General features: G+C 28.6%; 14 protein-coding genes and 2 tRNA genes. 6 read left to right on the forward strand and 10 right to left on the reverse strand.

Going from position 1 to position 21344, the window contains the following annotated elements; genetic code table 11:
* Positions 1-14: 14 nt before the first annotated feature.
* The 5 genes from R3342_RS08310 to R3342_RS08330 form a co-directional block, all read right to left on the reverse strand.
* On the reverse strand, positions 15-1451 hold the full coding sequence (locus R3342_RS08310) for a glycosyltransferase (protein WP_318939562.1): 1437 nt from the start codon (positions 1449-1451) through the stop codon (positions 15-17).
* Positions 1452-1454: 3 nt separating this feature from the next.
* Positions 1455-2558 (reverse strand): hypothetical protein, encoded by a 1104-nt coding sequence (locus tag R3342_RS08315; protein WP_318939563.1) that lies wholly within the window; start codon positions 2556-2558, stop codon positions 1455-1457.
* Between the two features lie 16 nt (positions 2559-2574).
* Entirely contained in the window at positions 2575-2943 is a 369-nt protein-coding gene (locus R3342_RS08320) for a response regulator transcription factor (protein WP_318939564.1), read from the reverse strand.
* Positions 2940-5219 (reverse strand): response regulator, encoded by a 2280-nt coding sequence (locus R3342_RS08325; RefSeq protein WP_318939565.1) that lies wholly within the window; start codon positions 5217-5219, stop codon positions 2940-2942. Before R3342_RS08325 ends, R3342_RS08320 begins: the two co-directional genes overlap by 4 nt.
* Before the next feature lie 180 nt (positions 5220-5399).
* Positions 5400-6803: a hypothetical protein gene (locus R3342_RS08330; protein WP_318939566.1), complete on the reverse strand. Its 1404-nt coding sequence runs from the start codon at positions 6801-6803 to the stop codon at positions 5400-5402.
* A gap of 106 nt (positions 6804-6909) precedes the next feature.
* Between R3342_RS08330 and R3342_RS08335 the strand changes: the two genes are divergently transcribed.
* From R3342_RS08335 to R3342_RS08350, 4 genes are all read left to right on the forward strand, one after another.
* Positions 6910-7425 (forward strand): RNA polymerase sigma factor, encoded by a 516-nt coding sequence (locus tag R3342_RS08335; protein WP_318939567.1) that lies wholly within the window; start codon positions 6910-6912, stop codon positions 7423-7425.
* A gap of 50 nt (positions 7426-7475) precedes the next feature.
* Positions 7476-8378 (forward strand): FecR family protein, encoded by a 903-nt coding sequence (locus R3342_RS08340; RefSeq protein WP_318939568.1) that lies wholly within the window; start codon positions 7476-7478, stop codon positions 8376-8378.
* On the forward strand, positions 8362-10920 hold the full coding sequence (locus tag R3342_RS08345; protein ID WP_318939569.1) for a TonB-dependent receptor plug domain-containing protein: 2559 nt from the start codon (positions 8362-8364) through the stop codon (positions 10918-10920). The genes R3342_RS08340 and R3342_RS08345 overlap by 17 nt, the downstream gene beginning before the upstream one ends.
* A 167-nt stretch (positions 10921-11087) precedes the next feature.
* Positions 11088-11828: a hypothetical protein gene (locus R3342_RS08350; RefSeq protein WP_318939570.1), complete on the forward strand. Its 741-nt coding sequence runs from the start codon at positions 11088-11090 to the stop codon at positions 11826-11828.
* Between the two features lie 81 nt (positions 11829-11909).
* Here the strand turns inward: R3342_RS08350 and R3342_RS08355 are convergent, their stop codons facing one another.
* Positions 11910-12746 (reverse strand): DUF4382 domain-containing protein, encoded by an 837-nt coding sequence (locus R3342_RS08355; RefSeq protein ID WP_318939571.1) that lies wholly within the window; start codon positions 12744-12746, stop codon positions 11910-11912.
* A gap of 552 nt (positions 12747-13298) precedes the next feature.
* On the opposite strand from R3342_RS08355, the gene R3342_RS08360 reads away from it, so the two are divergent.
* On the forward strand, positions 13299-14267 hold the full coding sequence (locus R3342_RS08360; RefSeq protein ID WP_318939572.1) for an aldo/keto reductase: 969 nt from the start codon (positions 13299-13301) through the stop codon (positions 14265-14267).
* Between the two features lie 6 nt (positions 14268-14273).
* Here the strand turns inward: R3342_RS08360 and R3342_RS08365 are convergent, their stop codons facing one another.
* The 4 genes from R3342_RS08365 to R3342_RS08380 form a co-directional block, all read right to left on the reverse strand.
* Positions 14274-15182, reverse strand: coding sequence for a glycyl-radical enzyme activating protein (locus R3342_RS08365; protein WP_318939573.1), 909 nt, complete (start codon positions 15180-15182; stop codon positions 14274-14276).
* On the reverse strand, positions 15183-17636 hold the full coding sequence (hypD, locus tag R3342_RS08370; RefSeq protein WP_318939574.1) for a trans-4-hydroxy-L-proline dehydratase: 2454 nt from the start codon (positions 17634-17636) through the stop codon (positions 15183-15185).
* Between the two features lie 484 nt (positions 17637-18120).
* A tRNA-Arg gene (locus tag R3342_RS08375) sits at positions 18121-18192 on the reverse strand.
* A gap of 44 nt (positions 18193-18236) precedes the next feature.
* Positions 18237-18310 (reverse strand) — tRNA-Asn (locus R3342_RS08380).
* 288 nt (positions 18311-18598) lie between these two features.
* On the opposite strand from R3342_RS08380, the gene R3342_RS08385 reads away from it, so the two are divergent.
* A complete protein-coding gene (locus R3342_RS08385) occupies positions 18599-21331 on the forward strand; it encodes a 2-oxoglutarate dehydrogenase E1 component (RefSeq protein WP_318939575.1) in 2733 nt (910 codons plus the stop codon).
* Positions 21332-21344 lie beyond the last annotated feature (13 nt).

A 21344-nucleotide genomic window follows, 5' to 3' on the forward strand; every position in this document is an offset into this window, starting at 1 on the left:
ACTTAATTAATCTTTTATTTATTAATATTTCCCATTCCTTTTCTTGTCATTTCTCCCCATTTCTTCTTTTTATTAAAGAAGTAATCTAAATTCCCTCTAACAGCTGCGTACAAAACAAATGGATGAAGAACAAACGGTTCAAGCAAACTAATTAATATTAATTTAAAACCTGTTCCCTTTTTTTTGTATTGATGATACGTTAATTCTTCTGAATATATTGCTCCTAATGACAATAGCGTAGTAAATAAATACGCTAAAATAAAAAATGCTAGTGCATAATCCCATTTTACTTCTCTTAATGCTAATAAAATACCAAAATAAATAATTCCTATAACCTCAACTACTGGAGCTAATCTTTCAAAAATTAGCCAATATGGATAACTTAATATTCCTAAATTCCTGTAATTAGGATTGAAAGCCAGCTTGCGATGTTTTCTTAACACTTCTATAGTTCCTCTAGTCCATCTATTACGTTGAGAAACAAATATTTTATAATTATCTGGTGCTTCTGTCCAACATAAAGGATCAGGAATATAAGCCACTTTATAATTAACTTTTTGCTCTTCTAAATGTCTTCTCATTCTAACAATTATTTCCATATCTTCACCTACAGTTGAAGTATCATATCCGCCTATTTCAATGGCGATTTTTTTGTGAAACATACCAAAAGCTCCTGAAATAACAAGTAACCCGTTTAATCTGCTCCAAGCCATTCGCCCCAATAGAAAAGAACGTAAATACTCTAATATTTGAGCTCTTTCTATTAATTTATTTGGCAAATTGACTTCCATTAATTTTCCCTCTTTTATAATACTATTATTTGCAATTCTAATAACACCACCTGTAGCTACAACTTTTTTATCTGTAATTTCTAAAAAAGGTTTTACCATTTTTTGCAAAGCATCTTCTAACAATAAACAATCTACATCAATACAAGCAACATATTTACTATTACTAATATTTAAGCCCATATTTAAAGCGTCTGCTTTTCCTCCATTTTCTTTATCTACAACAATTAATTTTTCAAAAGCTGGATTTGTAGATTTAAAAACGCCTTTACGCAAAGGCTGCGTTTTTAACTGAGGATTAATTAAGTAGTTTGTTTTTACTAAATCGTAAGCCTTTATAAGCAATTCTAGACTATTATCTTTACTTCCATCATTAACAATAATAACATCGTAATTTGCATAATGATTAGAAAGTAAAGATCTTACGTTTTCAACAATATTTAAACTTTCATTATATGCTGGCGCAATAATAGAAATACTTGGAGCAATATTAGAAGACAATATTTTTTTATAGTTTACAAAACTATTTTTTTTAAAATAATCAACAGTTTCAAAAGCAGATATTATGGACAATACAACATATGAAAAAATTGCCAAAAAGGCATAGCTAAAAAACAAATAATGTATTATTTGAATAATAGTATTTAATGTAGTAGTATTCATACGTTAATTATTTTGAACAAATTTTAAAAGCTCTTTATTATAAAATTTATTTTGGTTTTTTAATAAATAATTAAATGCTTTTTCATTAATTTCTTTCAACATTTTTATTGCTAAATATTGAATTTCAAAATTGCTATTTGTGGTGTTTTCTACAATAAAATCTTCATCGCTAGGTTCACAAATATTTTCAAACATTTTAAAAATTGCTATTTTTTCTTCTTGACTTCGTTTTTTAAAACTATTTTTTAAAATATCTTTAGCATCAAACACTTGTAAATGTGTTAAAACGTCAATAACCTGTAATCTAATTTTCTGATTTTTATGATTCAATAACTTTAACAAGGTTTCTACTGTTTCGTATTTATTATAAATTTTGGCTAATTTTAATGAAAATGATACAACAGATTCGTTTTTAGAATTTAGCCAAACAGTAATATCTGGTATTTCTTGATTATCAAGTTTTTGCAATTCTTCAAGTAATTCAATTTGATCCCATTCGGATAAACTAATTTTTAAATCATTTAGAAATTCGAGCCCTTCAAAGTGAAATAAACTAACTAAATATAATTCCACTTCTTTTCTAACTTCTTTTTTAGGATATTTTATTAATTTTTTAATTTCTGGATATGCTTCTTTTACTTTAAACTTTGTAAATTCTTTAATTCCATTTGCAACTTTATCCCATTTTTTACTTTTTAGTTGCTTATAAGCATGTTCTTTTAAATTAGACTTTAAGTATATATCTTGAATTGCAGTTTCAATTTCTCCAGAAACTTCATTCTTTAATTTTAACAAGGTTTCAACAATAATTTTTCGTTTAAAATTATTATTAATTTCATTTTCAATTGTTTTTATAAACTGATTTTGTTTATTACTTAATTCATTATTTTCTATTTCTTCAAATAAAAATGATAGTAAAAGATCTTCGTACTCTTTTTGATATTTAATGGTTAACGCCTCTTTTTTTCTTAAGGAATTTCTTAAAATTTTTAAATAAAACGTAAAAATAATTGCAAAAACAGTTAGAATAAAACTCAAAACCCACACAAATTTTAATTCAATTGGTAGTTGCTGAAAATAATTTTGAAGAATTTTAAAAGTTTCCAAATTTAACAAGTTGGGGTTAGGTTAATATTCGTTTTATTCTAATTATTAATTCGTTAGGGCTAAATGGTTTTGACATAAAATCTGTTGCTCCTAAGTTAAAAGCTTTTAACACCATTTCTTCTTGTCCGGCTGCTGAAAAAACAATTATTGGGGTTTCTGATTTTAGTTTATTTCTAACATGACTAATTACTTCTAATCCACTAATAAATGGCATCATAATATCGGTTAATATTAAATTTGGCTTATGCTGTTCAATAAGCGAAATTGCTTGTTTGCCATCTTGTGCTATAAAAGCATTGTAGCCTTCTTTTTGCAACCTAAATTTTAATAATTGAGATAGGGTAGTGTTGTCTTCTGCTAAAACAATATTTTTAGTTTCTTTCATTCTTTCAAAGATTTAAGTTCAAGCTTTAATTCTTTTTTCACATTCACAATAATGCTTTTACATTTCCTTACTAAGGAATCTATATCTTCTAAATCTTCTTCTTTGAATTTTTGTTCTAAAGTAAATATTACTGGTTCTAACTTTGTAACACCAAACATACTAATACTTGGCTTAATTTTATGTGTTGCTTTATATAAATCCTGCCATTTCTTTTGCTTAACATCTTCATCTAACATATGCATATACTCTTTTAAGTCTTTAAAAAACAAATCTATTAAAAGTATTAAAACAGTAGATTCGTTAAGGGTTTCTTGCTCTAAAAACTCTAAATTAATACACTTATAATCCCTTTTAATTTCACTTTTCATAGCTGTTTTTTTTATGTTTTTAATCTTTTTAAAATTCTTTTTTAATATTTTAAATAACTCGTCAGGTTTAAATGGTTTAAAAATATAATCGTCCATACCAGATTCTAATGCCCTTTCAATTTCTGTTTTTGATGTAAATGCAGTCATTGCTATTATGGGTATTTTTGAAACTTCTTCAGAAATATCGTTTTTGATAATTTTGGTTGCTTCATAACCATCCATAATAGGCATTTGTATATCCATCATAATAATATCATATACTTTTTGCTGTGTTTTTTTTACGCCCTCAAATCCGTTATTTGCCACATCTACATTACAATTCCAACGTTCTAAACGAGTTTTAGCAAGTAGTTGGTTAGTTTTATTATCTTCTACTAATAAAATAGAATAACCTAAATTTTTATCCTCTGTTTCCTTTTCTATAATTTCATTGTAAACAATTTTTTTTCCTATTTTTAATGGTAAAAACATGGTGAAGGTGCTTCCTTTTCCAAATACACTTTCAACTTTAATTTCTCCATTTAGTAAGGTAATTAATCGTTTTACAATGGTTAGCCCTAATCCTGTTCCTCCATAGATTCTTGAAGTATCATTTTTTGCTTGAGTAAAAGCTCCAAAAACAGAATTAATTTTGTTTGAAACAATTCCAATTCCAGTATCTTTTATTTTAAAGGAAATTAATGCTGTTTTATCTTTTTCTTCTAATTTATCTACAATTATAGTTACGCCACCTTTATCTGTAAATTTTATAGCATTCCCAATAAGATTTAATAAAATTTGACTAATTCTATTTGGATCGCTAATTACTTCAGATGTTACATTTGGGTCGATAATTAAATCCAGAGTAATATCCTTTTCTTGGGCTTTTACATCCATTAATTTAATAACTTCATTTAAAGTTTTGTTTAAATTAAAAGGTATTTGCTCAATTACAAATTTATTAGATTCAAGCTTGGAAAGGTCAAGAACATTGTTAATTAAGGTCAATAAAATTTCACCAGAATTACGCATTGTTTCTAAATGTTCACGTTGCTCTTTTGTTAATTTAGTTTCTAAAAGTAAATCTGTGAATCCGATAACAGCATTTAACGGAGTTCTAATTTCGTGACTCATATTTGCTAAAAAATCATTTTTAACTTGCACAGATTCTTCAGCTGCTTCTTTAGCTTTTTTCAACTCAATTTCAGAAATAATTCTATCAGTAATATCTGTTCCAATAGAAATATAGGTTTCATTTACTCCTTTTGAATATTGCCATTCAATCCATTTATCTAATCCATCCTTAGTTCTAAGTTTTTGCTTGAAAAAATCTACATAACTTTTTTCATTAAAAAAAACATACTTATAAATTGCCTCTTTGGTGTCCTCTGCTTTATACTTGCTTAAAAATGTTTTTTGCCACCATTTTTCGCCTAATATTTCCTTAACTTTATAGCCTAGTATTTTTTCAACTGATGGTGATGCAAAAACTATTTCTCCTTCTTTATTGCTTACCAATACTATGGATGGAATATTCTTTAAAATTTCTTCCGATTGAATTCTATGTTCTTCTTTTCTTTTCCAATCGGAAATATCTACACCAACGGATACATAATTATTGTTAGCGCCTAGAGAGTCTCTCCATTCTATCCATCTATGACTTCCATCTTTACAAAGAATTTTTCGCTCATATATTTCCTCATTTAAAGGAGATTTATTTGCTAATACTTTAATCACTTTTTGTTTAAAAACTAATCCTTCATTTTTATCACAATAAGTTTTTTCCCACCACAAATCTCCTAATAAATTTTCAGTTTTATAACCACTTATTTTCTCAGCCGCTCCTGAAACATATTTAATATGTCCGTTTTTATCTGCCGAAACAGCTATTAAGTTTGCATCATTTAAAAGTAATTCTGAGGATTTCAAATTTTGAGATTTTTTTATTTATTTTTTTAATTCTATATACTACTACCTATTTAGTAATAAAATCATTTACTTGTAAATATAAATATTTTTTAATTGGTTTAGCTAAAGCTATACTTGTAATTTTTTTTAGCAAAAAAAAAGCCACTTAAAAAGTGGCTTTGATCTAATCAAGAGAGGGGTTTATAAACGCTCAAAAACTATTGTGCTTTCAGCATTTGTATCACTGTCAATGTGTTTAACCTCAACCCTAGCTGTTTGTACATCAACCGCAATCCAATCTTCATTAAATTCATTAAATGGAATGGCATCATTAAAGTTTAATACTAGCTTTAATTTTCCACTATCATATATAACATTCCAAGTTCCGTTTACAACATCGCTATTTTTTGTTGCAGTAACAGTTCCATCTGTCATAAAATCTAACACAAAATCATTATAATTATCTGTTTCACTAACTCCTCCATTTATAAAATTGGCAACCAACCAAGTGCCTTCATTTAACGTATTTTCTAAAAAAGTTTTATCTTCTAAACAAACTTTTTCTAAAGTAAGTTTATTCTCTTCTAAAGTTAAATCAACTTCAGTATGATCATCATTGTATTCATGAAGATTCCAATTGAATGAAAAATCAGGTAATCCTTCAAAATTAATTTTCACTAAAATTCCATTATCCGATTGATCAATTACCCAAGTTCCTTGTAACTCATTTCCGTTATCATCGGCAACGACTGTACCATCTTGTTTAAAAGTAAAAATGTAATTTGCGTATTGTTCACTATTATCTTGTCCGTTAACTATTACGGTATCTGGCATCCAGCTACAAGTAAGTAATATCTCGGTAATTTGTTCTGTAGTACAATTTACACAATCGTCATCATTATAATCATTATTGTCATCTTCATTACACATGTTTTTAGCATCATCAATAGCTGTTTCTAACTCATCTAGGTTATTTATAGTTTTTTCTGTTCCATCAGCTAAAGTTATTGAAATAGGAAAATTAATTTGAACAATGTCGCTTTCATTCATGTTTTCTAGAAACAAATAGAATTGTTCATCATTTTGTATAGAAACTGTATCGGTAAGTTCATTTGCTGAATCAAAAATTGAAAATGTAATTGGATAGTTAAAATCAACACATTCAATATCGTCATCTGGCTCATTTTCTCCATTACAAGTGCTAGTGTAGCTTTCTAGTTCATCCATGTTTTGGATAGTAACTTCGGTATAATCACTTAAAATAATAGTAATAGGGAAAATAATATTTAAACTGTCATTATCAACACTAGATTGATCAAAAACAGCTTCAATTTTAACATAATCTGCTTCTGTACTAATTACTATTTCAGTTCCATTAGCTATTACAGTTACCGGTAATTGAACGCTAATACAACTAGCATTATCAATAATATTATCTTTTGAACCATCTTTGGTAACTGTTTTTTGTATTAAGTTTTCTACAATTGTATTTGGTGTTAAAACCTCATTTTGTGTAGGTTGAATTACTGTAGTTACTTCTTTCTGGCAAGAAAAAAGCAGTGTAGAAATTAAACTTAAAATAAAAAAGTAATTTTTTAGTTTCATTATTAATATTGTTTGGGTATATAAGATAAACAGTTAAAAGTATATTTACCCTACCTTATTCTGAAAAAAATTTATATTTACATCAAATTTATAAAAACGTTTGTTAATGAGTGAAAAAAATGAAAATGAGTTTTGTAATGAAAAAAAGTTTAGTTCCTTTTTTTTAGATAACTCTACCTTGCTTTTTAACTACATCTTTTACAAATGTGGTAATACGGATTTATCCAACGATATTGTTCAAGAAGCATTTATAAAAATATGGAAAAACTGTGCAAAAGTAATTCCTAACAAAGCAAAATCATTTTTATTTACTATTGCTACTAATTTATTTTTAAACGAATACGCAAAATCAACCGTAATAATAAATTACAAGAATACTCCTAAAAAAGATTACACTAACGAATCTCCAGAATTTCTTTTAGAAGAAAAAGAATTTGAAGCAAAATTACAAAAAGCTATTTCAAATTTATCAGAACCACAACGTATTGCTTTTTTAATGAATAGAATTGATGGAAAAAAATACAGAGAAATAGCTGAATTATTAGGAATATCTATAAAAACAGTTGAAAAAAGAATTCATAACGCATTGGTAAATTTGAGAAAAGAAATTGATGTTTTTTAACAAAAGGTAGGGTAAATGATTTTTAAATTGTTTTAAGTTATATTAAGGATATGAAAGAAAATTACTACATAGCAAAATGGTTGAACAACGAGTTATCTGAAGACGAGCTTAAAAAATTTGTTAGTGAAGATGAATTACGCACTTACAAAAAAATTATTGAGGCTTCCAAAAAACTTCAAGCGCCAGCTTTTGATTCTAGTAAAGCATTAAATTTAGTTAATACTAAAAAACAACAAACTAAAGTAAAAAAATTGAATTTCCAATTAGTTTATAGAGTTGCCGCGTCAATTGCTATTATTGCTATGGCTTTTTATTTTTTTAGTGCTAAAGAAACTGTTTACGCCACAAAATATGCTGAAAAAACAAATTTCACGCTACCCGATCAATCTGTTGTTGACTTAAATGCCGATTCCGAAATTACTTTTAAAGAAAAAAATTGGAATACAAATCGAAATCTAAAATTAAAAGGAGAAGCTTATTTTAGTGTAAAAAAAGGCTCAAAATTTACGGTAAATACTAAACTAGGTTCCGTAAGCGTTTTAGGTACAAAGTTTAACGTCATTGTTAGAGGTAATTATTTTCAAGTTACATGTTATAGGGGTTTGGTTAGTGTTAGTTATAAAGATAAAACTATAAAAGTTCCAGCAGGAACTTCATTTAAAGCAGAAGGTAATAATAGTGAACAACCTTTTGCCATTAACGATACTTTACCATCTTGGATTCAAAATTATAGTTCTTTTAAAAGTGTGCCTTATCATTTTGTAATTGAAGAATTACAACGGCAATACAAAATTAAAATAGAATACAATCCTAAATATGCTAATACATTGTTTACTGGAAACTTTACACATACTAACTTAGATACAGCGTTAAAAGCAGTTACAATACCTTTAAATTTAACTTTTAAAACTATTGGCGATCACAAGGTTTCTTTTATTGAAAACAAAAATTAACAAATCGTTATTTTTATTGTTTTTAGGTTGTTTTTTTATTACTAATTTAACGTATTCTCAAAAATTATTAAAAGAAGAAACACAGCCTCTTTCTATATTGCTTAAAAGTGCCGAAAATCAATTTGGAGTTAAATTTTCATTTGCAGATAAAGTTATTGACTCTATCCGTATTTTACCATACAACAAAAGCTTATCACTTACAGATGTAATTAAATATTTTACCAATAATGCTCCGCTAACTTTTACTGTTTTAAATGCTAAAAACATTCTAATCAATAAACCTGTTTCGCAAAATTCTATTTGTGGCTATTTAATAGATATTAATACGAAAAAACGAGTAGAAGGAGCTAATATTAGCATATTAAACACAAATATTCATGCTATTTCAAATACTAATGGATATTTTTTTATTGAAAATGTAGATAGAAACTCTGTTATAGAAATAAGCCATATTTCTTATCCAACCATTTTTTTAAATACAACCGATTTTTTAGTGTCTAAAAAATGTATTTTTGTTTCTATATCTCAAAAAATTCAGCAATTATCTGAAGTAATTATCAGTAACTTTTTAACTTCAGGAATAGCTATAAAAACAGATAATTCTACAACTATTGATTTATTAAAGTCTGGTATTTTACCCGGATTGATTGAGCCTGATGTTTTACAAAAAATACAAGCTCTTCCAGGAATTAGTAGTGTTAATGAAAGTGTTTCTAACATAAATATTAGAGGCGGAACTACAGATGAAAATTTATTGCTTTGGGATGGAATTAAAATGTACCATTCAGGTCATTTTTTTGGGTTAATATCTGCTTTCAATCCTTATTTAACTGAAAAAGTAACCGTTATAAAAAACGGAACCAGCGCACAATACAATGATGCCGTATCTGGAACCATAAAAATTGAATCTTTAGATAAAGTAAACCAAAAGTTTTTTGCTGGCGCAGGGTTCAACCTGCTTAGTGCTGATGCTTATGCATATATTCCTGTTTCAAAAAAAATTGGAGTTCAGGTGTCTGGAAGAAGATCAATTACCGATTGGTTAAAAACACCAACATTTACACAATATTTTAATAAAGCTTTTCAAGATTCAAAAATAACTACAAGTACTACCAGTAATGAAGATATTAAGACAAGTTCAAACTTTAATTTTTTTGACTATAGTTTGAAGTTTTTATATGACTTAAATAAAAATCATCATATAAGAGTTAACTACTTGAGAATTGAAAATAGTTTAGATTATAACGAATTACTTAGTGACGAAGGTGTAACAGATTCAAAAACAAGTGAATTAGAGCAAGAAAATATGGTAGTTGGTTTTCAGTTAAAAAGTAAATGGACCTCTAATTTTAATACTTTTTTACAAGCGTATTACACAAAATACACTATTAATGCTTCTAATTTTTCATTGTTAACAGATCAAAGATTATTACAACACAATAAAGTTTTAGAAACTGGAATTAAATTAAATGCAAACTATAAAATCAATAATAATTTGTCTATTTTATCTGGTTATCATTTTTATGAATTAGGGGTAACTAATTCTGAAGACGTAAACTTGCCTTTATTTATTAGAACTGTAAAAAATGTAATTAGAAATCATTCTGTATTTACTCAAGCAAGTTTTCATTCAAACAATAATAATACTTATATTAAAACCGGAGTTCGCTTAAATTACATTGAAAAATTTAAAATGCTTCTGTTTGAACCTCGTTTGCAAGTTTTACAAAAATTAAACCCTCAATTTTCACTAAAACTAGGAGGAGAATTTAAAAGTCAGAATATTACTCAAGTAGTAGATTTACAAGAAGATTACTTAGGTGTAGCAAAAAGCAGATGGACTTTAACCGATAATAATGCTGTACCAGTAATTAAAAGCAAACAAGCTTCCTTTGGATTTAATTATAAAAACAACAACTTATTTATTGACCTAGAAGGATTTATTAAAAAAGTTGATGGCATTACAACTTCCAACCAAGGATTTCAAAACCAATTTCAATTTGTAAAAACTTCTGGCAGTTATAATGTTAATGGTATAGAATTTTTAGTAAACAAAAAAATAAACAATTTTAGCATTTGGCTAGGGTATACATTTAATAATAATCAATATACTTTTAAAGCTTTAACGCCTAATACTTTTCCTAACAATTTAGATATTAAACACAGTATTTCATTTGGTAATACGTATACCTATAAAAAATTAAATTTTGCTTTAGGAATTCATTGGCGTAAAGGAAAACCATATACCATTCCAAATAAAACTGAACCTGTTATTAGTAATGGAATTTCAAACATTATAAATTATAGTTTACCAAATAATCAAAATTTGAAAGACTACATTCGAGCTGATTTTTCAAGTACATATGCTTTTAAGTTTAACACTAAAGTTAATGGGTTTATAGGTGTTTCGTTGTTAAACATTTTTAATAAAAACAATACTCTAAACACTTATTTTAAGGCAAATTCTGACGCATCAATAACTCAAGTAAACAATAGTTCTATCGGAATTACTCCTAATTTTACTTTTAGAGTTTCTATGTGATCTCTAATTATTTAATTTGTATTAAAAAATAAGCAGAAAAAAGCCTTTCTATTTTTAGAATTTAATTATAAAATATAGATTCTAAAAAAAAGTTAAATAATCGGTAGGGTTTTTATTTTTTAAACTGTTATTAAATATGAATATAAACCCTTAAGACATTTTTAATAATGAAAACAAAAAAAATTACCCAAACAATTATTGCCGTTTTTTTAGTAGCTTTTACAATTTCTTGTTCAAAAGATAATTCACCCGCTTTAACATCTGCTGGTAATGTAGCTTTAAAAGCAAAAGCAACAATTAACAACACCGCTGCTAAAAGCAGCACCTCAGCAAAAGGATTAAGCCTTAACATTACAAGTCTTAAAATCAACATTAAAGACATAGAATTTGGCGTTAATGAAGAAGAAGGTGAATTAGATAGTCCAAATGATAGTATTTATCATGATTTAGAATTACATGGTCCTTTTTTATTAGATCTTGCTTCAGGCAATACTTCTATAGATATAGCTAATGTTGAAGTGCCAAATAATGTATATGATAAAGTACAGTTTGAATTAAATAAAGATACAGATCCTAATAGTCCTATATATGGTAAATCTATTGAAATTCAAGGAGATATTAATGGTGTTCCTTTTATTTTTTGGACAGATGCTGAAGAAGAAATGGAAATAAACTTTTCAACTTTAAACACTAATATTGTTGTTGATGGAACTACAACTACAACAACTATTAATTTTGACTTAAGTGCTATTTTTGGAACTGCTTCAACAATAGATTTTTCAGCAGCTGTTGATGGAAACGCGGATGGTGTAATTGAAATTTCACCTGATAATATTGATGGAAACGCTGATTTAGCTAATCTAATTAAAAATTTATTAAAAGAAGATACTGATCTTGAAAATGACTAATAAATTTCAGTTTTAAATTTAATTAAAAAAGCCTACGATTTTATTGTAGGCTTTTTTAATTCTGTATCTTATATTAACTTTTTAAGGAGTTGGAGTAAGGTTTAAAGTAACTTTATCAACAGTCGTTACATTTCCTACAGTAACATTAACATTTGTTACTGTTACATCATCATACCCTGTTTGTTGAATTGTTAAATCATATGTTCCTTCAGGAATACCTTGAATTAAAAAATCACCATTTTCATCAGTTGACGTAGAACCCTCAATTGTAGTATCAGATTGATTAACAAATTTAACTATAGCTCCTTGCATTGGAGTTTCTACAGTATTTATATTTTCAACTACATTTCCTGAAATTGAACCTGAATTTACTTCAGTATTAACTCTAATAACAGGTTTTAAATTATATTTTCCTGAAGCTCCATCTTTCACAATAGATTTTTGCACATCCCAATCTAAAATAAAAGTATAAGAAAAGCCTGCTTGTAAGGTGTTGTTTAATTGTAATTTCAAGCCTGACTGCATAGCACTTGGTGTATCAAGCGGTATTAAAGTATCATTACCTTCAATTTTTAATGTATTACCATCACCTAAAATCAATCTAATTTGTTTAAAAGTACCTGCAGGAATTAATTGATCTGCTAGTATTAAATTATTACCAGCTACTAGCTTTGTTAAATCAACACTAATAGGTGTATTTTCTAAATTAAAGCTAGTCCAACCCGAATCGCTTTCCGTATTATTATATTGAATATCTACAATATTAACATTAACTGCTAAATAATCTCCAGGGGCATCAATTAACTTCAATTGAACACTTGCAGTCCCATTTAATTTATCATTATTATTACTACAACTTTGGGTAATCATTGCTGTAATAATCATAAAAAAAGCTGTGAAAATTCTTTTGGAATTCATATTTTTTTAGTTTAATAGATTAATATAAAAAGTACTTTTAAAACGATTTAAAGGTAGAAATATTATAAAATCAATTTAAAAAAAGTTAACTCAAGGATTTTGAAAATTACATTATGTGACTCCACCAAGAATAGAACTTGAATCTAAAGTTTAGGAAACTTCTATTCTATCCTTTAAACTATTGAGGCAAAAACAAAAAAGAGTTACAAAGACTTTGTAACTCTTAATTTCCTGCCTATATATTACGCAAAGTAACAACCAACATTTCGTATCTTTACGTTTAAAAGAGGTCAGTAAATATGTTTTTTTTAACAACATTAAATGATGTTAGCTAATTCACTTTTTACTGACAATTCACACTGGAGTTTTAGACATTTTTTTTTACCTACTGTTATTTCTAGTAACTAAACTATTAAAAAAACTAATTTAAGGCACCTATTTATAAAGCTTTCTTGTACATTTCCTTAAGAAAATATAAATATTAGAATTATTAAAACATTTGATTATTAACAAATCAAACCTAACTATTTAAGAATTATAAAATTATCATATATGAAAAAACAAAGACTTGGCAAAAGTGATTTAATAGCCTCAAGAATAGGTTTAGGCTGCATGGGAATATCTGAATGGTATGGAAAACCCGATGATAAAGAATCTTTAGCCACCATTAAATTGGCAATTGAAAAAGACCTTAACTTTTTTGACACTGCCGATGTTTATGGAAATGGACATAATGAAACATTTGTAGGAAATGCACTAAAAGAAGTCCGTAAAAATGTAATTTTAGCGACTAAATTTGGTTATCTACCTAGCGAAAAAGGCATTTGTGGCAGACCGGAATATGTTAAAAAATCCTGTGAAGCAAGCTTAAAAAGACTTGGAACTGATTATATAGATTTGTATTATTTACATCGTATAGATAAAAATGTACCCGTAGAGGAAACAGTTGGCGCTATGGCTGATCTTGTAAATGAAGGCAAGGTTAGATATCTTGGTCTTTCGGAAGTTTCTGCACAAAGCTTAAAAAAAGCACATGCCATACATCCTATTACTGCGGTGCAATCAGAATACTCTATTTGGGTACGAAATGTTGAAACGGAAATTTTAGACACTTGCCGTGAACTTAAAATAGCGATTGTGCCATACAGCCCGCTTGGAAGAGGGTTTTTAACCGGAAAAATAAAAAGTACCGATATATTTGAGAAGGATGATTACCGAAAAGATATTCCGCTTTTTCAGGGAGAAAATTTTAAATCCAATTTACTTATTGTGGATGAATTGGAAAAAATTGCAACCGAGAAAAAATGCAAAACAAGCCAAATTGCACTTGCATGGTTAATTGCCCAAGGAACTGATATTTTTCCGATTCCCGGCACAAAAAGAAGAATTTATCTTGCAGAGAATATCCAATCGTTGGAAATTGTTTTAACTGATGCTGACTTAAAGCGAATAAATAAAGTATCTCATAAAGTTCGTGGAAATAGAAAAAATGATTCAGGAATGAAACTTCTAAATCAATAATTAATATTAACCACCAATTGTGGCATTGATTTCATAATTTTTAAAAATTGAAATAACCTTCAATACCTCATCATTATTAGGAGATTCAAACTCAATAAATTTGTTTGAATCTCCTAATTTTACATGCTTGTTCTCAGCTACTTTATGATAAGGTAACAAATTTATAGTCGCCCTATTGCCATCCAATGAATTCATAAAAACAGCAGTTTTTTTAATATTCTCTTCAGAGGTATTTACACCTTTTATTAAGGGCATTCTAAAAATAATTTCACAATTTGTTTTTGCCAATTCCACAATATTTGAAAGAATTTTTTCATTACTAACACCCGTAAACTCTTTATGCTTTTCGGAATCCATCACTTTTAAATCAATCAAAAAAAGTTCAGTATGTTTTGCGACTTCTAATACCGTTTCTAATTTTGAAAATGCAGTTGTGTCCACAACTCTGTGATACATTCTTTTTCCGCATTCTTTTAAAGCTGCTAACAAATATTCTGAATGCATTAAAGGTTCCCCTCCTGAAAACGTAACTCCTCCATCCGACTGGTCAAAGAAAATAGCTTCATTATCAATCTTTTTCATTAATTCAGAAATTGGAATTTCTGAACCCAACATTTCAAAGGCTTTGGTTGGACAAATTTCAGAACATTTTCCACATAAATTACAAACATTATAATCGGTAACAATACCTTCCAAAGTCATTTTTAAAGCATCATTTGGACAAACTTCAATACATTTTACTGTCCCAATACACTTTTTAGCATTGTACATTTTCTGTACTTTTGGCGACATACTTTCTGGGTTATGACACCATTTACACTGTAAATTACAACCTTTAAAAAATACTGTTAAACGAATTCCTGGGCCATCATTAATGGCAAATTTTTTAATGTCAAAAATTAATCCTGTACTCATTTAAAACGATTCATTTTCGGTTCTTTCAATAACTTCTTGCTGTAAATCGATATTCATATCATTAAAATAATCACTATAACCTGCCATACGCACCAATAAATCTTTGTAATCTTCTGGATTTTTTTGTGCAGCATACAAAGTAGCAGTATCTACAATATTAAATTGAATATGGTGTCCTCCCAAAGCAAAATAACTTCTTACCAATTGACCCAACTTCATAATATCTTCATCACGTTTTAGTAAACTTGGTAAAAAACGTTGATTTAACAATGTTCCACCAGATTTTACCTGATCAATTTTAGTTAATGATTTTATGACTGCTGATGGCCCATTAACATCACAACCGTGTGATGGTGAAGTTCCATCAGAAATTGATTTTTGCGCTAAACGTCCATTAGGTGTTGCTCCCATTACTTTTCCAAAATACACATGACAAGTTGTTGATAACATATTTAAATGAAAAGTTTCACCTTTTGTATTTGGTTTACCGTCAATGGCATCAAACAAATCATTGTAAACTTGCAATGCTATATCATCGGCATAATTATTATCATTTCCATAGAACGGTGTATTGTTGATAATGGTTTGCCTTAAAATTTCCTCACCTTCAAAATTATTGGCAACTGCATTTAAAAGTGTGCTCATTGAAAAAGTTTTGTCTTCAAAAACGTGTTTCTTTAAAACTGATAAACTATCTGTCACCGTTCCCAAACCTGTACATTGAATATAATTTGTATTATACCTTGGTCCTCCATTATAGTAATCCTTTCCTTTTGTGATACAATCTTCAATAACTACTGATAAAAATGTTGCCGGACTATATTTTGCAAACATTCTATCAATATAATTACTTACCAAAACTTTTTGATTTATAATGTAATTCAGCTGTTTTAGGAACGCATCATACAATTCTTCATACGTTTTAAAATTCCTTGGATCTCCAGTTTTAATACTTACTTGTTTACCCGTAACTGGATTAATTCCATTATTTAATGTAATTTCAATAATTTTTGGAACATTTAAATAACCTGTTAAAATGTAGGCTTCTTTCCCAAAAGCACCAACTTCAATACAACCACTGCAACCACCTTCTCGAGCATCTTCCAATAATTTCCCTTGACGTAACATTTCCTGAATATAAATATCTGGATTAAAAATAGAAGGATAACCGTGCCCTTGGCGAATTACTTTACATGCTTCCTTTAAAAAGCGGTCTGGTGTTTTGGAACTGATATGCACAGAATTTCCAGGTTGTAGTATGTGTAATTCCTCAACAATCTCCAACATGATATACGAAACCTCACTTACACCATTAGAGCCATCTTTTTTTACACCACCAATGTTAATATTTGTAAAATCATTATACGTTCCACTTTCTTTAGCTGTAATTCCTACTTTTGGTGGTGCCGGATGATTATTTACCTTAATCCAAAAACAACTTAATAGTTCTTTTGCTTCTTCTCGTGTTAATGTTCCTTCTGCTAATTCTTTTTCGTAAAAAGGTGTTAAATGTTGGTCGAAATGACCAGGATTCATTGCATCCCAACCGTTCAATTCAGTAATGGTCCCTAAATGAACAAACCAATACATTTGAATAGCTTCGTGAAAATTTCGTGGTGCATTTGCTGGTACCCAGCGGCATACTTCTGTAATATTTTGAAGTTCTTTGATTCGTTTTGGATCCGTTTCGGTTTTGGCTTGTTCTTCAGCTAATTCTGCATGGCGTTCGGCAAAAATAATGGCGGCATCACAAGAAATTTTCATTCCATCTAATTGCTCTTTTTTATCAGTTGCTTCAGGATCGTTTAAAAAGTCGAGTTTATTCAACTGCTCTTGAATTTCTTTTTTAAAATCCAACATCCCTTTTTCGTAAATCTTTCCATCCAACGCTGTATGCCCTGGGGCACGTTGCTCCATAAACTCCGTAAACAAACCTGCTTCATACAAATCAGACCATTCAGTTGGCACATAACTAAAAATGCGTTCACGCATTGTTTTACCATTCCAATAAGAAATCACTTCTTTTTCGTAGGTATCAATATCTTCCTGAGAAATGGTGTAACGTTGCATTTCACGCGTATTCAATACATGAAAATCTTCAACACTATGACAAGTTAATTCTGGAAATGTTGGTACACATTTTGGTTTTGGCCCACGTTCTCCTACAATTAATTCACCTTCGCCTAAATAAATTGTTTTTTGTTTGCAGATTTCTAAAAAATTTAACGCTCTTAAAACTGGAGTTGAATATTTTCCGAAGTTTTCTTTATAAAATTGTGTTTGAATTAGGGCTCTTTCAATAGATAATGAAGGCTCTGTTTCAAAACTTATTTTTCTAAGTTTTTGAATACGCTCATTCATTCCTGGTCCAATAGCGTTGGTTATTGGTTGATAAAAATTACCTTGTGCAGCTACTGGTCTTTCAGGCTTTAATACTTTTTGATTTGTTTCCATAATTTAAGAATATGAACTAAACTTCAGCTTTAAACCGAATATAATAAACAATAAGTTGAACTAATTTTAAGAAGTGAATTAAAAAGACAGCTCAAATAGCATCAAACATTCAAACAGCTTTCTGTATGTTTTTATTAAGTTTGATATGTTCTTTTTAAGAAGCATTTATATAAAAGATTAAATTATCTCAAATATACAAAAAAAGAGCTAACAATAGAAAACCCTTTTTTAGCTAATTTCAATATTATTTTTTCTAGCGATAATATTACTTGAACTTAGAAAGTACTTAAGCTATTTTTTAACTATACCTCTTTTATAACCTGTTTTATTTTATGATTAAATAAATTTTCATCTTTAGTTCAAAAAAACCATTAAACATAATACTTGGAATATTTATAGTTTAAATAAGTGCTCCTTCAACATATAAAATCGTTTCTTCTTTTCTACAATTAAATCATCTATAACTATCTGTATATAAGTGAAGTAGCTCCACCAGGACTCGAACCTGGATCTAAAGTTTAGGAAACTTCTATTCTATCCCTTGAACTATGGAGCCTAATCAAAAAAAGCCACACCTGTGTGTAGCTTTTTTTTAGGTTGCTCCTCCTCTTGGGCTCGAACCAAGGACCCTCTGATTAACAGTCAGATGCTCTAACCAACTGAGCTAAGGAGGAATTTAATTTCTCAATTGCGAGTGCAAATATACAAGGTTTTATACTTTTTGCAAGACTTTTTTTAAAAAAATAAATCTTTTTTTAATTATTAAAATCGTTCTTATATCTAAAATATATATTTCTTCTTGTCAATCCTAAAAAAAAACCTTGCTAACATTAACAAAATCAGATAATAGACTAGTAAAAAACAATAATTCGTAAAAAAATAGAATATTTACTTTTTAAAAATATAATTGTAAGTAAAAATTGTATTTTTGCGGTCTATAATAGATACTACTAATTAAAGTTATGGATAAATTCTCCTTTTTAAATACTGTTCATACAGAATTTATAGCTGATTTATATAATCAGTACTTAATAAATCCTGACAGCATTGAACCCAGTTGGAAAAGTTTTTTTCAGGGCTATGATTTTGCCAATGAAAATTACTCCGATTCATTTAAAGAGAAAAGCTATAATCTCCCAGAAAATGTATTAAAAGAATTTAAGGTTATTGATCTTATAAATGGATATAGATCTAGGGGGCATTTATTTACTAAAACCAATCCAGTTCGCGAACGCCGTAAATACGCACCAACTTTAGCTCTTGAAAATTTTGGACTCTCAAATGATGATTTAGATACCGTTTTTGATGCAGGAGAAATTATTGGAACTGGAAAAGCTACTCTTAAAGAAATAATTGTACATCTTGAAGCAATTTATTGCGATTCTATTGGGGTTGAATATATGTATATTCGAAACCCTGAAGAAATAAAATGGATACAAAAGAAACTATATTATAATCATTCCGAACACAAATATTCTTCAGAATCCAAAAAATATATTCTTAAAAAACTAACACAAGCTGTTACTTTTGAAAGCTTTTTACAAACTAAATATGTTGGGCAAAAAAGATTTTCCTTAGAAGGAGGCGAAACTATTATACCTGCAATAAGTTCTGTTATTAGAAATGCAGCTGAAATATATGATGTAGAAGAATTTGTTTTAGGTATGGCACATCGTGGTCGATTAAACACCTTATCCAATATTTTTCGAAAACCAATGCAAGAGCTTTTTAGTGAGTTTGAAGGTAAAGATTTTGAGGAAAGAGAATTTGATGGTGATGTTAAATATCATTTAGGCTTAACCACTACCAAAACACTAAAAAACAATAAGGAACTTAAAATGAATTTAGTTCCAAACCCATCACATTTAGAAACTGTTGGTCCTGTTGCAGAAGGAATTTCTAGAGGGAAAATTGATAGTATTTACAATGGTAATAACTCTAAACTACTTCCTATAATTGTTCACGGAGATGCTGCAATTGCAGGTCAAGGCGTAGTATATGAAGTAATTCAAATGAGTAAATTAAATGGCTATACTACAGGTGGAACCATTCATATTGTAATTAATAATCAAATTGGATTTACAACTAATTATTTAGACGCACGCTCAAGCACTTATTGTACAGACGTTGCCAAAGTTACGCTATCTCCTGTGCTACATGTTAATGCTGATGATGTTGAAGCCGTAGTACAAGCAATTGAATTAGCACTAGATTTTAGAATGAGATTTAAACGTGATATTTTTATTGACCTTTTAGGTTATAGAAAATATGGACATAATGAAGGAGATGAGCCTCGTTTTACACAACCAAAATTATACAAAGCAATAGCTAAACATCCAAATCCTAGAGATATTTACGCAAAAAAACTTTTGGATGAAGGTGTTATTGATGCAAACTATTTAACCAATTCTATTTCTGAATTTAAAAACTTTTTAGAATCAAAATATCAAGAAGCTAAAAAGTCTAGTACTTCTAAAGTGCGTGAATTTATGCAAGATACTTGGGCAGAATTCACCAGAAAAGGTTTAGAGGAAATGTTGATTTCGGAAAACACTACATTCTCTTCAAATAAACTAAAAGAAATTGCAAAAGTTGTTTCTACAGTTCCTGAAAATGTAAAATTTTTACGAAAAGCTGAAAGAATTTTAAGAGATAGAAACAAAATGGTTTTTGAAACCAATAAGTTAGATTGGGGAATGGCTGAAACTTTAGCTTATGGAAGTTTAATGCAGGAAGGTTTTAATATTCGCATATCTGGACAAGATGTTGAACGTGGAACTTTTAGTCACCGCCATGCTATTTTAAGAGATGAAATTTCAGAAGAACGCATAAATTTATTAAATACATTACCTGATGCAAAAGGTAAAATGGATATTTATAATTCCTTATTATCAGAATATGGCGTATTAGGTTTTGATTATGGTTATGCTATGGCAAATCCAAATACCTTAACTATTTGGGAAGCACAATTTGGAGATTTTAGTAACGGCGCTCAAATTATATTTGACCAATATATTTCGGCTGCTGAAGATAAGTGGAAACTCCAAAATGGAATAGTTGTTTTACTTCCTCATGGTTATGAAGGCCAAGGTTCTGAACATTCTTCTGCCAGAATAGAACGCTATTTACAACTTTGCGCAGTTGATAATATGACTATGGCAAACTGTACAACTCCAGCTAATTTTTACCATTTATTACGTCGTCAAATGAAACGCAATTTTAGAAAACCTCTAGTTGTTTTTACTCCAAAAAGTTTGCTAAGACATCCTTTAGCAACCTCAACAATTCAGGAATTATCTGATGGTGGTTTTCAAGAAGTAATAGACGATTCTATCGAAATAAAAAATGTAAAAAAACTAGTATTTTGTAGTGGTAAATTTTATTATGATTTATTAGAAGAACGTACAAAATTAGAACGAACTGATGTAGCCATTGTTAGAATTGAACAATTATTTCCATTACATTTTGATAAATTACAAGAAATAATTGATAAATACACAAATGTAAAAAAATATGTTTGGGCACAAGAAGAACCTGAAAATATGGGAGCTTGGAGTTATATGTTACAACGATTTAAATTGGTAAATTTAGACGTTGCAGCACAACCGTTTTATGCGGTTCCTGCAGCTGGTTCATCAACACGATTTAAAAGAAGACACCAACGTGTTATTGATAAAGTATTTGAAACTAACTAATAAAAATTCGTCA

The organism is Lutibacter sp., assembly GCF_033723435.1.
In the GTDB taxonomy this organism is placed as follows: Bacteria; Bacteroidota; Bacteroidia; order Flavobacteriales; family Flavobacteriaceae; genus Lutibacter.

Coding starts and splice junctions, on each gene's coding strand:
- R3342_RS08320 (WP_318939564.1), bottom strand. CDS start 2,943: ATGAAAGAAACTAAAAATATTGTTTTAGCAGAAGACAACACTACCCTA.
- hypD (WP_318939574.1), bottom strand. CDS start 17,636: ATGGAAACAAATCAAAAAGTATTAAAGCCTGAAAGACCAGTAGCTGCA.
- R3342_RS08365 (WP_318939573.1), bottom strand. CDS start 15,182: ATGAGTACAGGATTAATTTTTGACATTAAAAAATTTGCCATTAATGAT.
- R3342_RS08355 (WP_318939571.1), bottom strand. CDS start 12,746: ATGAATTCCAAAAGAATTTTCACAGCTTTTTTTATGATTATTACAGCA.
- R3342_RS08330 (WP_318939566.1), bottom strand. CDS start 6,803: ATGAAACTAAAAAATTACTTTTTTATTTTAAGTTTAATTTCTACACTG.
- R3342_RS08310 (WP_318939562.1), bottom strand. CDS start 1,451: ATGAATACTACTACATTAAATACTATTATTCAAATAATACATTATTTG.
- R3342_RS08385 (WP_318939575.1), top strand. CDS start 18,599: ATGGATAAATTCTCCTTTTTAAATACTGTTCATACAGAATTTATAGCT.
- R3342_RS08340 (WP_318939568.1), top strand. CDS start 7,476: ATGAAAGAAAATTACTACATAGCAAAATGGTTGAACAACGAGTTATCT.
- R3342_RS08350 (WP_318939570.1), top strand. CDS start 11,088: ATGAAAACAAAAAAAATTACCCAAACAATTATTGCCGTTTTTTTAGTA.
- R3342_RS08335 (WP_318939567.1), top strand. CDS start 6,910: ATGAGTGAAAAAAATGAAAATGAGTTTTGTAATGAAAAAAAGTTTAGT.
- R3342_RS08360 (WP_318939572.1), top strand. CDS start 13,299: ATGAAAAAACAAAGACTTGGCAAAAGTGATTTAATAGCCTCAAGAATA.